Source organism: Ornithinimicrobium ciconiae, assembly GCF_007197575.1.
GTDB classification, from domain to species: domain Bacteria; phylum Actinomycetota; class Actinomycetes; order Actinomycetales; family Dermatophilaceae; genus Ornithinicoccus; species Ornithinicoccus ciconiae.
The window spans coordinates 1,799,689-1,814,905 of sequence record NZ_CP041616.1; the positions used below are offsets into that span (position 1 = coordinate 1,799,689).

Sequence of the window (15,217 nt, forward strand, 5' to 3'; positions counted from 1 at the left end):
CCCATGGCTGAACTGCTGCAGACAAACACTGAGGACTTCGGCACGGTCGAGGTCGACGTCATCACGCTCGACCTCATCGAGAACGGGCTGCGCAGCGCCCGCTACGAGATGGACGAGGTGCTGTTCCGCACCGCCCTGTCACCGGGCATCCGCGAGCAGCACGACGAGTTCCCGCTGATCGGTGACCCCGAGGGCAAGATGGTGGTGGGCCAGTTCGGTCTGTCCATCCCCGACTTCCTCGCCAACTTCGAGGGCACCATCGAGGAGGGTGACGTCCTCTTGACGTCCGACCCCTACTCGTGCGGCGCCGCGATCAGCCACGCCAACGACTGGCTGGTCGTCATGCCGATCTACTTCGAGGGTCGGATCGTGGGCTGGGCCTCCCAGTTCGGGCACATGTCGGACGTCGGCGGCAAGACGCCCGCCTCGATGCCGACCGACGCCCGGACGATCTTCGAGGAGGGTGTGGTCATCCCGCCCTTCAAGCTCTACAAGAAGGGCGTCCTCGACGAGGACGCGCTGCGGATCATCCTCAACCAGGTGCGCAAGCCGGACTGGAACCGCGCGGACCTCAACGGGATCGTCGCCGCCTGCCGCACCGCCTCGCGGCGGGTGCAGGAGATGTGCACCCGGTTCGGCGCGGACACCTACACCTCGGCCTTAGATGCGTTGCTGGACCGCAACTACCGGGCGATGAAGACGCTGCTGGCGCTGGTCTTCGAGGAGGGCAAGCCGCTGTCGTTCACCGACTACATCGATGACGACGGGCGGGGCAACGGCCCGTTCGAGCTGGTCATGACGATCACCCGCACCGGTGACAAGGTGCTCATCGACCTGGACGGCAGCAGCCCCCAGGCCGAGGGGCCGATCAACTACTACATCAACGAGAACCTCATCCGGATGTTCTTCGGCATCTACATGATCACGGTGGCCGACCCGCAGATCCTGTGGAACGACGGCTACTACCCGTTGGTGGACGTCAACATCCCCGAGGAGTCCTTCTGGAAGCCGAAGTATCCGGCGGCGCTCAACGGCCGCAACCACGGCATCGGCCGGCTGTTCGACCTCTTCGGCGGCCTGCTCGGCCAGTCCAACCCGGACCTGCTCAACGGTGCCGGCTTCTCCTCCTCGCCGCACTTCATGTACTCGGGCAACTACTCCGATGGTGAACGCAAGGGGGAGTGGTTCCAGCTCTACTCGATCGGCTTCGGAGGCATTCCCGGCCGCCCCGTCGGCGACGGCCCGGACGGTCACTCGCTGTGGCCCTCGTTCGTCAACATCCCGTGCGAGTACCTCGAGTCCTATTATCCGCTGCGGATCGACCGCTGGGAGACCGTCACCGACACCGGCGGTGCGGGCCTGCACCGTGGCGGCAACGGTGTCGATGTCACCTACCGCTTCCTCGAGCCGGGCACCATCGCGATCCACGACGACCGGTGGCTGACCTATCCGTGGGGCGTGCTGGGCGGCGAGCCCGGTGCGCGCGGCACCAAGTGGATCGAGCGGGCGGACGGCACGACGGAGGTCCTGCCCAGCAAGGTGCATGACGTGGACGTCCACCGCGACGACGTCCTGCACTTCGTCACGTGGGGCGGCGGTGGCTGGGGCGACCCGCTGGAGCGAGAGGTCGACCTGGTGACCCTGGAAGTCAAGCGAGGTCTGATCTCCGCCGAGGGTGCACGTCGCTACGGCGTGGTCTGTGACGAGGCAGGGGCCGTCGACCACGAAGCGACGGACGCGCTGCGTGAGCAGGTCCGCTCCGGACGATCCGGCGAGCGACCGCTGTTTGACAAGGGCCCGGACCTGGAGACGATCCTGGCCAACGCGCTCGAGGAGACCGGGCTGCCCGCACCCACGGCCCCGAAGCCGCTGTGACAGAGGAGACCTCGCCGTCATACGAGGACGCCCAGGACGCCCCGGGCTTTGCCCAGGGGTTTGCGGGCTCCCTCGCCCCGGGCGCCCGGCCCGCCCTCCTCGTGATCGACATGATGCGTGCCTACTACGAGGAGGGCAGTCCCTTATGTCTGCCCGACGACGACTCCCTCCACGCTGCCGCGGAGCTGCTCACCGTGGCCCGCGCGGCGGGGGTCCCGGTGCTGCACACCGTGGTCCGCTACGGACCGGACGGGGTGGACGGCGGGGTCTTCCTGCGCAAGGTGCCGGCGCTGCGGCTGCTCATCGGCGACAGCGAGCTGGGGGAGCCGATGCCCCAGGTGGCTCCGTTGCCGAGCGAGCCGGTCCTGGTCAAGCAGTACGCCAGCGCCTTCTTCGGCACGACCCTGGCCTCGACGCTGCAGTTCCTGGGCGTCGACACGGTCGTGATCCTCGGGGTGAGTACCAGCGGGTGCGTGCGGGCCAGCGCCGTCGACGCGCTCCAGCACGGCTTTGTCCCGCTGGTGGTGCGCGAAGGGGTCGGTGACCGGGAGTCCGCGGTGCACGACGCCTCCCTCTATGACCTGCAGGCGAAGTATGCCGAGGTGGTCTCCCTCGCCGACGCCACGGCATACCTGGAGTCCCTCGGGCTGCCCAGCTGAGTGGGGCTGCTCCCGGGTAGCCTCACAGGCATGAGCCGGCGCGAGGAGATCGAGACCAACCTGGCAGCGGTGCGTGAGCGGATCGCGCGGGCGTGCGCCGACGCGGGCCGCGACCCTGGTGCGGTCACGCTGATCGTGGTCACCAAGTTCCACCCGGTCAGCGACCTCGGCCATCTCGTCGACCTCGGTGTGACCGACATCGGCGAGAACCGTGACCAGGAGGCCGGCGCCAAGATCGCCGAGCTCGACCCCGCGACCCGGGCCGCGCTGACCGTCCACTTCGTCGGCCAGCTGCAGACCAACAAGGCCCGCCACGTCGTGCGGTATGCCGACGTCGTCCAGTCCGTGGACCGCGCCAAGCTGGTCGGCGCCCTCGATCGTGCCGTCGCGGCGCGTGCCGAAGCTCCCCACGAAGTGGTGGAGGGCGTTGCCGAACCTCCCCAGAAGTTGGCGGTCCTCCTGCAGGTCGACCTGGGGGAGGGGGAGGACGCGGGGCGTGGGGGCATCCTGCCGGCCGACCTGATGGCGCTGGCCGACCAGGTGGAGCTCACCGAGCACCTCACCCTCAAAGGTCTGATGGCGGTGGCACCGTTCGGGCTGGGCGAAGCCGGGACCACCGCGGCCTTCGGACGGTTGACCGACCTCGGCGCCAGGGTCCGCGACACCCACCCCGACGCGACCGTGCTCTCCGCGGGGATGAGCGGCGATCTGGAGATCGCGATCAGATCCGGTGCGACACACCTGCGTGTCGGCACCGCAATCCTCGGATCACGGCCAGACCCCCGGTAGCGTCGGGAACGACCACACACGGACGCACAAGGAGCTCACACACATGGCTGGGGCGCTGCGCAAGACCATGGAGTATCTCGGACTCGCCGAGACCGATGAGCGCTATGAGGACTATGACTACGACGAGCCCGAGGGCACGCCGGAGCGGGAGAGTCCCCGTGCCGCCGAGCCCGAGCGCGCCCGCACGGCGGAGGTCACTCAGCTGCCGCAGCGCACCGTCGCCCCTGAGCAGAAGCGCACCCCCGTCGCCCGGGTGGTCCGCGAGGCGGAGGTTGAGCCGATGAACCGCATCACCACGATTCACCCGCGCACCTACAACGAGGCCAAGAACATCGGTGAGGCCTTCCGTGGCGGCATCCCGGTGATCATGAACCTGTCCGACATGGACGACGCCGACGCCAAGCGCATCGTCGACTTCGCCGCCGGGCTGGCCTTCGGTCTGCGCGGCTCGATCGAGCGCGTCACCAACAAGGTGTTCCTGCTCTCGCCGTCCCACATCGAGGTCGACGGCTCCGAGCCCGCCGCTCCCAAGCAGACGCTGTTCAACCAGAGCTGAGGCCCCGGCGCCCCACCGGGCTGGCCCGGTGCCGCGGCGCCGACCACACGACATACGCACGACGGCGTCGCCGACCCACAGCGGGTCGGCGACGTCGTTCATTCCACCCGCGCCACGTAGTATCTGCACCGTGATGAACAGGAAGGCCACTCGATGATCGGCGACATTCTCTCCTGGGTGCTGTCGCTGTACTTCCTGGTCCTGATCGTGCGACTGATCCTGGACTGGGTGCAGGTCTTCTCCCGTGACTGGCGTCCCTCAGGCGTCATGCTGATCGTCGCCGAGACGGTCTACAGCCTGACCGATCCGCCGATCCGGTTCCTGCGTCGTTTCATCCCGCCGCTGCGTCTGGGCGGCGTCGCCCTGGACCTGGCCTTCCTCGTGCTGATTCTGGGCGTGAGCATCGCCCGCAGCTACGTCTCGCTCCTGCCGTTCTGATGCGGGTAAGACTCGCTCCAGCGGTGGGGCGAGCGGGCTTTGGTGGGCTATGGTGTGCCCTGATACTGCAGTTGAGCTAGTGCCAAGTGGGTCCCGTGCGCCGTGAAGGCAAGGGCTCCACGCGGATCTCCAGAGCGAGGTGAACCCATGGCGTTGTCCCCCGAGGACGTCATCAAGAAGAGCTTCAGTGCGACCCACTTGCGGCGGGGTTACGACGAGACCCAGGTGGATGACTTCCTGGACGAGGTTGTCGTCGAACTGCGTCGCCTCCTGGCCGAGCAGGACGACCTCACCGGCCAGTTGGATGACTGCCGCTCTGGTCAGTATGACGGGGGTTACGCCGGAAGCGCCGCCGCCTTTGCCGGTGGGGCCAGCGTGGACGAGGAGCAGCTCGAGCAGGTCCGTCGCGAGCGCGAGCAGCTCGTCGCCGAGATCGAGCAGCTCTCCGGTCAGCTGGACAGCCGTCGCGCCGAGGTCGACGAGTTCGAGGGTGACGCCGAGCGTCGCGTCGAGGCGGCCCGGCTCAAGGCCAGCGAGGCCGAGTCCCAGGCCAACGAGGAGCTGGAGGGCCGGCTGCAGGGCGAGTTGCTCGAGCTGCAGCAGAAGGTCGAGTCCACCCGCGGTGAGGCCGAGGCAGCCGAGGCCCGTCTGGCCGAGCTGCGTCAGCAGGTCTCCGAGGCCGAGCAGGCCGTCAGCCAGGCCCAGGCCCAGCAGGACGTCAGCCAGGCCCAGCAGGGCGACGGGTCGGGCTCCGGTGCCGCAGCCGTGGGCGCCGTCGCTGCCGGCGCAACCGTCGCGCGCGTGCCGGCCGAGGACCCCACCAAGATCATCGAGCTGGCCCAGCGTCTGCACGACCAGCACGTGGCCGAGGGGCAGGAGACCAAGGAGCGCCTGATCAGCGAGGGCGACGAGTATCGCGAGCGCGTCGTCACCGAGGCCGACACCACGGCCCAGAACCTGATCCGGGAGGGTCAGGAGAAGCACGACGAGCTGGTCGCCACCGGCCAGGCCGAGCACGACAAGTTGGTCAACGAGGGACAGGCACGTCACGACGAGCTGATCAGCACCGGTCAGGGCGAGCACGACCGGGTGGTGGCCGCTGCCTCGCAGCAGCGCGACTCCCTGATCGGCGAGGCCGAGACCAAGCGCACCAACATCCTCACCGACCTGGAGAGCAGGCAGTCCAGCCTCTCGGGTCAGATCGAGGAGCTGAAGACCTTCGAGTCGGACTACCGCACCAAGTTGCGCGGTTATCTGGCAGACCAGATGGACTTCCTGGACCGCAATGGCGACGGGATCGACGACCGCCTGCAGTGACTGACTGAACGGGCTCAGCCACGGGAGCATCCTCTCGCCTGACCCGCCCGCGACCCCCGTGACGGACTGACCGTCACGGGGGTCGCGTCGTCGGGGTGGGGAGTCGTTGCCTGAGAGTTCATCAAAAGGCTTGTTATTCACCACGTGCAGCCCCTATCCTTCGGCCCACACGTCCCGTTCGGGAGGTTGTGAACACTCAGACACAAGGGGTCGCATGGCAGGCAAGGGTGACGCTGGGGCGCGCACGAACACGACCACCTCGGACACCGCGAAGAAGGCCGCTGCTCCGGCAGCGCAGAAGGCCGCGTCCGCCACCGGCGCAGCGAAGAAGACGGCTACTGCGGCGACCGGGAAGACAGCGGTCCCCACCAAGCGCGCCACGCGCCAGGGTGGCACGCCCGGCCTGCCGGTCCTGGAGAAGGAGGACCCTTGGACCCCGGCCGAGATCGCCGAGGTGCAGGCCGAGCTCGAGCAGGACCGGGATCGCCTGCAGGCGGAGGTCGATGAGGCCGAGGCTGACCTGGCTGAGCTGATGCGCGACAGCGGCGAGGGTTCAGGCGACGACCAGGCCGATGCTGGGGCTGCCACGTGGGAGCGCGAGCACGAGTTGTCGCTGACCAACAACGCCAAGGAACTGCTCGAGCAGATCGAGCACGCCCTCGAACGGATCGGGGAGGGAACCTACGGCACCTGTGAGTCGTGCGGCAATCCCATCGGCAAGATGCGGCTGCAGGCCTTCCCGCGTGCGACGCTATGCCTGTCATGCAAGCAGAAGCAGGAGCGCCGCTGACCTCCCAGGCCGGGGACGACGCCACCAACTCCACCACAGGCCGGCCTCACCGACGATCCCTCTTTTGGCTGGTCCTGGCGATCGCCGCCGTCTGGGTGAGCGCCGACCAGATCTCCAAGACCATCGCCGAGGACGTCCTCTCGGACGGCTCGACCCGACCCTTCATCGGCGAGCTCCTGCAGTTCCACCTGACCTACAACCCGGGTGCCGCGTTCTCCATGGGCACCGGCTCGACCGGACTGCTGACCATCCTCGCGGTGGCCGTCTGCAGCGTCATCGTCTGGAACGCCCGCCGCCTCGGCAGCCTCGGCTGGGCCATCGGTCTCGGCCTGCTGCTGGGTGGGGCCCTGGGCAACCTCATCGACCGACTGACCCGTGAGCCAGGCTTTGGCAAGGGACACGTCGTCGACTTCCTGATGCTGCCGAACTTCCCGATCTTCAACATCGCCGACGTCGGCATCACCTCCGCCGCCGTGCTCATCGGACTGCTCGCGCTGCGCGGCACCAACCCGGACGGCACGCGCGGGGACGGTGTGGACGACGGCGCGACTGCCGTCGAGGACCACGTCGCGACTGCCGTCGAGGTCGACGACACCGAGGCCGTCGAGAACGGTCCGGATCGGCCCGGTGACGGGACGACGGACGCTGCCGCCCGGCATACCGACGAGGAACGCCGATGACCGGCAGCCGCACGATCAACGTGCCCGACGGTCTCGAGGGCGAGCGGGTCGACGCCGGTCTGGCGCGGCTGCTCGGCCTCTCACGCAGCCGGGTGGCCGATCTGGCGGGGGAGGGCCACGTGACCATCGGGGGGCGCAGCGTCGGCAAGTCTGACCGGCTCCAGGCCGGCGACTGGGTCGAGGTCGTCCTGCCGCCGGTGCGCGAGCCCGAGGAGCTGCAGGTGCGTGCGGAGGCCGTCGAGGGGATGCGCATCGTCCATGACGACACCGAGATCGTGGTTGTCGACAAGCCGGCCTATGTGGCAGCCCACCCCAGTGTCGGGTGGAACGGCCCCACCGTGGTCGGTGGCCTGGCAGCGGCCGGCTATCGAATCTCCACCTCCGGTGCTCCCGAGCGGCAGGGCATCGTGCAACGGCTCGACGTCGGCACCAGCGGCCTGATGGTCGTGGCCAAGTCGGAGCGTGCCTACACCGTGCTCAAGCAGGCGTTCCGTGACCGGGTGGTCGACAAGACCTACCACACGCTGGTGCAGGGGCTGCCGGATCCGCACGAGGGCACTATCGAGGCTCCGATCGGACGCCACCCCGGGCATGACTACCGGTTTGCGGTGCGCACCGACGGCCGTCACTCGGTGACGCACTATGAGCTGCTCGAGGCCCACCGCCGCGCCAGCCTGCTGCAGGTCCACCTCGAGACCGGACGCACCCACCAGATCCGGGTGCACTTCTCCGCCCTGCGCCATCCGTGCTGCGGTGACCTTACCTACGGTGCTGATCCCAAACTGGCTGCGGAGCTGGGTCTGCAGCGCCAGTGGTTGCACGCGGTCAAACTGGGTTTCGAGCATCCCGGCAGCGGTGACTACGTGTCCTTCGACAGCCCCTACCCCGATGATCTGCGCGTGGCTCTGGACAGAATCGCCTCCTAACGGGAGTCTTGTGCCATGAAGGTCACTGCAGGGCTGATCTCGCCGCACCAGCGGCACCGCACCTCGCGCTGGCCGGGGACCACCATCGCGGTCCTGATGATGCTGGCCCTGAGCGCCTGCTCTGTCACCGACGGGCCCGCCGGAATCGGGATCCCACCGAGCGATGACCGAGCGGATGACGCCGGGACGACCGACACCGCAGCCCCGACTGGGGGCTCCGAGCTGGACACTCGGACGTTCGTGTCCACCAACATCACGGGACGCGAGCTGGTTGAGGGATCGGCGGTGCGGATGACCTTTGACGCCGGCCAGGTGAGCGTCCAGGCCGGGTGCAACACCCTCTTCGGCGCGTATGCCGTGGAGCAGGGCACCCTGCAGGCCGCCGAGCTCGCCCAGACCGAGATGGCCTGCGCCTCCGAGCTGATGGACCAGGACGAGTGGCTGATCGGGTTTCTCCAGTCCGGCCCCGAGCTCACGCACAGTGCAGACGGCTTCGTCCTCAGTGCGGATGGCGTCGAGCTAGAGCTCACCGACCGTCAGGTGGCATCGCCCGATCTTGGCCTGGAGGGGCCGACCTGGGTGCTGACCACTTCCTACACCGACACCGCCACCACCAGCATCGCGGGGATGGAGAACGCCTCCGTGACGTTCGCCGACGGTGACGTGCAGCTGGACACCGGGTGCAACACCGGGGGAGGCTCCTACACCCTGGACGGGGACCACCTTGCTCTCGGCCCGCTGAGCCAGACGCTGATGGCGTGCGGGGACACGGCGATGGAGGTGGAGCGCGTCATGACCGCAGTGCTCAACCAGGAGGACCTCACCGTGGAGATCGAGGAGGCCAGTCTGAAGCTGATCGCCCCCGACGGCACGGCCCTGGGCTTCACCGTCGAGAACGGTGCCGGCGCGGAGACGAACTGATCCACGGAGCGGAGGTGAACTGAGCCGAGGAGCTGAGCCGAGGAGCGGAGGCGAACTGAGCCGAGGAGCGGAGGCGAACTGAGCCGAGGAGCGGAGGCGAACTGAGCCGAGGAGCGGAACCGAACTGGGTCACGGCGCGGAGGTCCGCTGAAGCCTCCCGAAGACCGGCTCCCAGGCGGCCTACCTGCACAGATGACCTGGACTTGGGCCACCGTTCACCCGGAGTTGGTCACTGCCCGGGAGTGGTGCTAGAGTAACAACTCGCCGCTGCAGCCCAGCTGCGCGGCAACACTGAGTCGAAGGACCTGGCCAAGGCCCCCCACACACGGGGAGAGCCGATTTGGACAAGCGAGACAGGCTCAGTTACAGTAGTCAGGTTGCCCCAAACGCCTTGCAGACTGGTTGGTTTGTGTGGTGGGTGGTGTGTGTCCGATTCTTGAGAACTCAACAGCGTGTCAGTAATCGATGCCAATTTTAACCCTGTCCTGGGGCATGGTGTGCGCTCTTTTGTGGGTGTGTGTTGTGTTCTGGTGGCAAGGATTTCTTTGAATTGATGGATTGAGTCAGTTGACTCGTTTCTGTCTGCTAGTGATTGTGCCCTTCTTTGGGTCAAAGTTTGCCTGGCTGTGTTCCTTGTGCCTTTTGGGTGTGGGGGGTGTGGTTGGGTGTTTGATTTTAACGGAGAGTTTGATCCTGGCTCAGGACGAACGCTGGCGGCGTGCTTAACACATGCAAGTCGAACGATGAAGCCCAGCTTGCTGGGTGGATTAGTGGCGAACGGGTGAGTAACACGTGAGTAACCTGCCCTTCACTCTGGGATAACTCCGGGAAACCGGTGCTAATACTGGATATGACCTCCTTCCGCATGGTTGGGGGTGGAAAGTTTTTCGGTGGGGGATGGACTCGCGGCCTATCAGCTTGTTGGTGGGGTAATGGCCTACCAAGGCGACGACGGGTAGCCGGCCTGAGAGGGCGACCGGCCACACTGGGACTGAGACACGGCCCAGACTCCTACGGGAGGCAGCAGTGGGGAATATTGCACAATGGGCGAAAGCCTGATGCAGCGACGCCGCGTGAGGGATGACGGCCTTCGGGTTGTAAACCTCTTTCAGTAGGGACGAAGCTTTTGTGACGGTACCTACAGAAGAAGCACCGGCTAACTACGTGCCAGCAGCCGCGGTAATACGTAGGGTGCGAGCGTTGTCCGGAATTATTGGGCGTAAAGAGCTTGTAGGCGGTTTGTCGCGTCTGCTGTGAAAGCCCGGGGCTTAACTCCGGGTCTGCAGTGGGTACGGGCAGACTAGAGTATGGTAGGGGAGACTGGAATTCCTGGTGTAGCGGTGGAATGCGCAGATATCAGGAGGAACACCGATGGCGAAGGCAGGTCTCTGGGCCATAACTGACGCTGAGAAGCGAAAGCATGGGTAGCGAACAGGATTAGATACCCTGGTAGTCCATGCCGTAAACGTTGGGCGCTAGGTGTGGGGCTCATTCCACGAGTTCCGTGCCGCAGCTAACGCATTAAGCGCCCCGCCTGGGGAGTACGGCCGCAAGGCTAAAACTCAAAGGAATTGACGGGGGCCCGCACAAGCGGCGGAGCATGCGGATTAATTCGATGCAACGCGAAGAACCTTACCAAGGCTTGACATATACCGGAAACATTCAGAGATGGGTGCCCCGCAAGGTCGGTATACAGGTGGTGCATGGTTGTCGTCAGCTCGTGTCGTGAGATGTTGGGTTAAGTCCCGCAACGAGCGCAACCCTCGTTCTATGTTGCCAGCACGTGATGGTGGGGACTCATAGGAGACTGCCGGGGTCAACTCGGAGGAAGGTGGGGATGACGTCAAATCATCATGCCCCTTACGTCTTGGGCTTCACGCATGCTACAATGGCCGGTACAAAGGGCTGCGAAACCGCGAGGTGGAGCGAATCCCAAAAAACCGGTCTCAGTTCGGATTGGGGTCTGCAACTCGACCCCATGAAGTCGGAGTCGCTAGTAATCGCAGATCAGCAACGCTGCGGTGAATACGTTCCCGGGCCTTGTACACACCGCCCGTCAAGTCACGAAAGTCGGTAACACCCGAAGCCGGTGGCCCAACCCCTTGTGGGAGGGAGCCGTCGAAGGTGGGACTGGTGATTGGGACTAAGTCGTAACAAGGTAGCCGTACCGGAAGGTGCGGCTGGATCACCTCCTTTCTAAGGAGCACTTACCCGCTTCCACCTTTTGGGTGGGGTGGGTTGGTCTGGTCTTTGCACGAACGAGTGTTTCGTGGAGGCTAGCTTCGGGTGGAACATCGATTATGGGCCTGTTCGTGGGTTCCTGACTGTTTTTAGTACGACTCCCTTGTGGGGTGTGGAACAGAACTGGTTGGGGTTGCTTGCGGGTGGGTGTGACACGTTGTTGGGTCCTGAGGGATCGGGCCCCAACCCTTGCTGTGATGGTGGGGTTGGGTTCTGGTTGCTCTGGTTGTGCAGGGCCCTGGTCGTTCCCAGACCGCCGCAGGTGACTGTGGGCTGGTGGGGGCAGTGGCTGGGGTTGGCCTGTTTGTATGTTGAGAACTACACAGTGGACGCGAGCATCTTTGTGGCTTTAAGTTTTTAAGTGCACATGGTGGATGCCTTGGTACCAGGAACCGAAGAAGGACGTAGGAATCTGCGATAAGCCTCGGGGAGTCGATAACCAGACATTGATCCGAGGATTTCCGAATGGGGAAACCCGGCTGGCTTCATCGCCAGTCACTGCCACCTGAATATATAGGGTGGTTGGAGGGAACGTGGGGAAGTGAAACATCTCAGTACCCACAGGAAGAGAAAACAACATGTGATTCCGTGAGTAGTGGCGAGCGAAAGCGGATCAGGCTAAACCGGGCGTGTGTGATAGCTGGTAGGCGTTGCACGTTCGGGGTCGTGGGAGCGGCCGTTTCAGGGCTACCATCCTGGACTGGAGTAAGAAATTCTTGTTGTAGGCGAAAGGCTTGGAAGGGCCTGGCATAGTGGGTGAGACCCCCGTAGCCGAAACGATGAGGACTCCAGGTGTTGTTTCCCAAGTAGTACGGGGCCCGAGAAATCCCGTACGAATCTGGCAGGACCACCTGCTAAGCCTAAATATTCCCTGGTGACCGATAGCGGACAAGTACCGTGAGGGAAAGGTGAAAAGTACCCCGGGAGGGGAGTGAAATAGATCCTGAAACCGTGTGCATACAATCCGTCGGAGCCTCTTTGTGGGGTGACGGCGTGCCTTTTGAAGAATGAGCCTGCGAGTTAGTGCTCAGTGGCGAGGTTAACCCGTGTGGGGAAGCCGTAGCGAAAGCGAGTCCGAATAGGGCGATCATAGTCGCTGGGTCTAGACCCGAAGCGGAGTGATCTACCCATGGCCAGGTTGAAGCGCCGGTAAGACGGCGTGGAGGACCGAACCCACTTAGGTTGAAAACTGAGGGGATGAGCTGTGGGTAGGGGTGAAAGGCCAATCAAACTCCGTGATAGCTGGTTCTCCCCGAAATGCATTTAGGTGCAGCGTCACGTGTTTCTTACCGGAGGTAGAGCTACTGGATGGCTGATGGGCCTCACCAGGTTACTGACGTCAGCCAAACTCCGAATGCCGGTAAGTGAGAGCGTGGCAGTGAGACTGCGGGGGATAAGCTTCGTAGTCGAGAGGGAAACAGCCCAGATCACCAGCTAAGGTCCCAAAGCGTGTGCTAAGTGGGAAAGGATGTGGAGTTGCTGTGACAACCAGGAGGTTGGCTTAGAAGCAGCCACCCTTTAAAGAGTGCGTAATAGCTCACTGGTCAAGTGATTCCGCGCCGACAATGTAGCGGGGCTCAAGCACACCACCGAAGCTGTGGCATTAACATTTTGCTCGGCATCATCCCTTTGGGGGTGGTGTCCAGGCGTGTTGATGGGTAGGGGAGCGTCGTGTGGCGAGTGAAGCGGCGGAGTGATCCAGCCGTGGATGCCACACGAGTGAGAATGCAGGCATGAGTAGCGAAAGAGGAGTGAGAAACTCCTCCGCCGAATAACCAAGGGTTCCAGGGTCAAGCTAATCTGCCCTGGGTAAGTCGGGACCTAAGGCGAGGCCGACAGGCGTAGTCGATGGACATCCGGTTAATATTCCGGAACCGGCGAAGAACCGCCCAATACCGAATCAGTTGATGCTAACTGCCTGAAGCGCACCAATCGCTTTGATCACCTTCGGGTGTGATGAGTGGGTGTGTGGAACGCGGGACCCAAGACTGTAGTAGGTAAGCGATGGAAGGACGCAGGAAGGTAGCCTCCGCGTGGCGATGGTTGTCCACGTCTAAGAGTGTAAGGCGGGGTGTAGGTAAATCCGCACCCTGATGCCCCAGGCTTGATAGTGACCGCGTATGCGGGAAGAGGGTGATCCTATGCTGCCTAGAAAAGTTCCTAGCGAGGTTCGAGCCGCCCGTACCCCAAACCGACTCAGGTGGTTAGGTAGAGAATACCAAGGCGATCGAGTGAATCATGGTTAAGGAACTCGGCAAAATGCCCCCGTAACTTCGGGAGAAGGGGGGCCCGACCGGTCACACACCCTCGCGGTGTGGAAGCCGGGACGGCCGCAGAGACCAGCGAGAAGCGACTGTTTACTAAAAACACAGGTCCGTGCGAAGTCGCAAGACGATGTATACGGACTGACGCCTGCCCGGTGCTGGAAGGTTAAGGGGACGGGTTAGCCGTAAGGCGAAGCTCTGAACTTAAGCCCCAGTAAACGGCGGTGGTAACTATAACCATCCTAAGGTAGCGAAATTCCTTGTCGGGTAAGTTCCGACCTGCACGAATGGCGTAACGACTTCTCGACTGTCTCAACCATGAACTCGGCGAAATTGCATTACGAGTAAAGATGCTCGTTACGCGCAGCAGGACGGAAAGACCCCGGGACCTTTACTATAGCTTGGTATTGGTGTTCGGTACGGCTTGTGTAGGATAGGTGGGAGACTATGAAGCGGGCACGCCAGTGTTCGTGGAGTCAACGTTGAAATACCACTCTGGTCGTTCTGGATATCTAACCTCGGTCCGTGATCCGGATCAGGGACATTGCCTGGTGGGTAGTTTAACTGGGGCGGTTGCCTCCTAAAGAGTAACGGAGGCGCCCAAAGGTTCCCTCAGCCTGGTTGGCAATCAGGTTTCGAGTGTAAGTGCACAAGGGAGCTTGACTGTGAGACAGACATGTCGAGCAGAGACGAAAGTCGGGACTAGTGACCCGACGGTGGCTTGTGGAAGCGCCGTCGCTCAACGGATAAAAGGTACCCCGGGGATAACAGGCTGATCCTGCCCAAGAGCTCATATCGACGGCATGGTTTGGCACCTCGATGTCGGCTCGTCGCATCCTGGGGCTGGAGTCGGTCCCAAGGGTTGGGCTGTTCGCCCATTAAAGCGGTACGCGAGCTGGGTTTAGAACGTCGTGAGACAGTTCGGTCCCTATCCGCTGCGCGCGTAGGAAACTTGAGGAGAGCTGTCCCTAGTACGAGAGGACCGGGATGGACGAACCACTGGTGTGTCAGTTGTCCTGCCAAGGGCACCGCTGATTAGCTACGTTCGGACGTGATAACCGCTGAAAGCATCTAAGCGGGAAGCACACTCCAAGATGAGGTCTCCACGCGACTTAGTCGCGAGAGGCTCCCAGCTAGACTACTGGGTTGATAGGCCGGACGTGGAAGCACAGCAATGTGCGGAGCTGACCGGTACTAATAAGCCGATAACTTAAACAACAAAGATGTTACGCGTCCACTGTGTAGCTCCCGAGATACAAACACCCCGGGACACCACCACACCACACACACCACGTGTGGAACGGCGAAGACCCCGAAGGGAAACCAACACGCACAACCACGTTGGGATAACTGATATCTCCATAGAGTTACGGCGGCCATAGCGAGAGGGAAACGCCCGGAAACATACCGAACCCGGAAGCTAAGCCTCTCAGCGCCGATGGTACTGCACTGGTGACGGTGTGGGAGAGTAGGACACCGCCGGACAAACATTCACAAAGGGCCCCTGACCGCCATGGTCAGGGGCCCTTTGGCATGCCCTGGGGCTCTTTGGCATGCCCTGGGAAGCGTGTGTCGAGATGACCGTCCGTGACCGTCCCTGGGTCACGCGCAGCTCTCTCAGGGCGGCGGACGGGAGGGGCTCGTGGGCGCTCGTCAATGGAGTTCCGTCGTGGCGTTCGGGCTCGTCGCGACGACCTCCGGGAGCGTTTGTGCTGGTGGCCAGCGCGCAGTGGGCTGGGGTCGGGGAGCCGGGTAGGGACT

Annotated in this window: 10 protein-coding genes and 3 rRNA genes; all 13 read left to right on the top strand. The window is 63.7% G+C overall.

Annotated features, from left to right (window positions below; translation table 11 throughout):
- The first annotated feature begins 3 nt into the window (after positions 1-3).
- The 13 genes from FNH13_RS08165 to rrf all read left to right on the top strand — a co-directional run bounded on the left by FNH13_RS08165 (position 4) and on the right by rrf (position 14,941).
- Positions 4-1,875 (top strand): hydantoinase B/oxoprolinase family protein, encoded by a 1,872-nt coding sequence (locus FNH13_RS08165; RefSeq protein WP_143782997.1) that lies wholly within the window; start codon positions 4-6, stop codon positions 1,873-1,875.
- The gene (locus tag FNH13_RS08170) at positions 1,872-2,534 is read left to right on the top strand and encodes an isochorismatase family protein (RefSeq protein ID WP_228266653.1); all 663 of its coding nucleotides are present in this window, start codon (positions 1,872-1,874) and stop codon (positions 2,532-2,534) included. Before FNH13_RS08165 ends, FNH13_RS08170 begins: the two co-directional genes overlap by 4 nt.
- A 30-nt stretch (positions 2,535-2,564) precedes the next feature.
- Entirely contained in the window at positions 2,565-3,323 is a 759-nt protein-coding gene (locus tag FNH13_RS08175) for a YggS family pyridoxal phosphate-dependent enzyme (protein WP_143782998.1), read from the top strand.
- Positions 3,324-3,366: 43 nt separating this feature from the next.
- A complete protein-coding gene (locus FNH13_RS08180; protein WP_143782999.1) occupies positions 3,367-3,879 on the top strand; it encodes a cell division protein SepF in 513 nt (170 codons plus the stop codon).
- Positions 3,880-4,032: 153 nt separating this feature from the next.
- A complete protein-coding gene (locus FNH13_RS08185; protein ID WP_143783000.1) occupies positions 4,033-4,317 on the top strand; it encodes a YggT family protein in 285 nt (94 codons plus the stop codon).
- A 147-nt stretch (positions 4,318-4,464) separates the two neighbouring features.
- Positions 4,465-5,634, top strand: coding sequence for a DivIVA domain-containing protein (locus FNH13_RS08190; RefSeq protein WP_143783001.1), 1,170 nt, complete (start codon positions 4,465-4,467; stop codon positions 5,632-5,634).
- A gap of 214 nt (positions 5,635-5,848) precedes the next feature.
- Entirely contained in the window at positions 5,849-6,424 is a 576-nt protein-coding gene (locus tag FNH13_RS08195) for a TraR/DksA family transcriptional regulator (protein ID WP_143783002.1), read from the top strand.
- Positions 6,397-7,104: a signal peptidase II gene (lspA, locus tag FNH13_RS08200; protein ID WP_228266654.1), complete on the top strand. Its 708-nt coding sequence runs from the start codon at positions 6,397-6,399 to the stop codon at positions 7,102-7,104. The genes FNH13_RS08195 and lspA overlap by 28 nt, the downstream gene beginning before the upstream one ends.
- Positions 7,101-8,030 carry an RluA family pseudouridine synthase gene (locus FNH13_RS08205; RefSeq protein ID WP_143783003.1) on the top strand — a complete coding sequence of 310 codons (930 nt, stop codon included), beginning with the start codon at positions 7,101-7,103 and terminating at the stop codon, positions 8,028-8,030. The genes lspA and FNH13_RS08205 overlap by 4 nt, the downstream gene beginning before the upstream one ends.
- Before the next feature lie 15 nt (positions 8,031-8,045).
- Positions 8,046-8,951: an META domain-containing protein gene (locus tag FNH13_RS08210; RefSeq protein WP_143783004.1), complete on the top strand. Its 906-nt coding sequence runs from the start codon at positions 8,046-8,048 to the stop codon at positions 8,949-8,951.
- A gap of 675 nt (positions 8,952-9,626) precedes the next feature.
- Positions 9,627-11,147, top strand: a 16S ribosomal RNA gene (locus tag FNH13_RS08215).
- 392 nt (positions 11,148-11,539) lie between these two features.
- Positions 11,540-14,674, top strand: a 23S ribosomal RNA gene (locus tag FNH13_RS08220).
- Between the two features lie 150 nt (positions 14,675-14,824).
- Positions 14,825-14,941: ribosomal RNA gene (gene rrf / locus FNH13_RS08225) — 5S ribosomal RNA — on the top strand.
- The 16S, 23S and 5S rRNA genes sit together here, the layout of an rRNA operon.
- Positions 14,942-15,217: the final 276 nt, after the last annotated feature.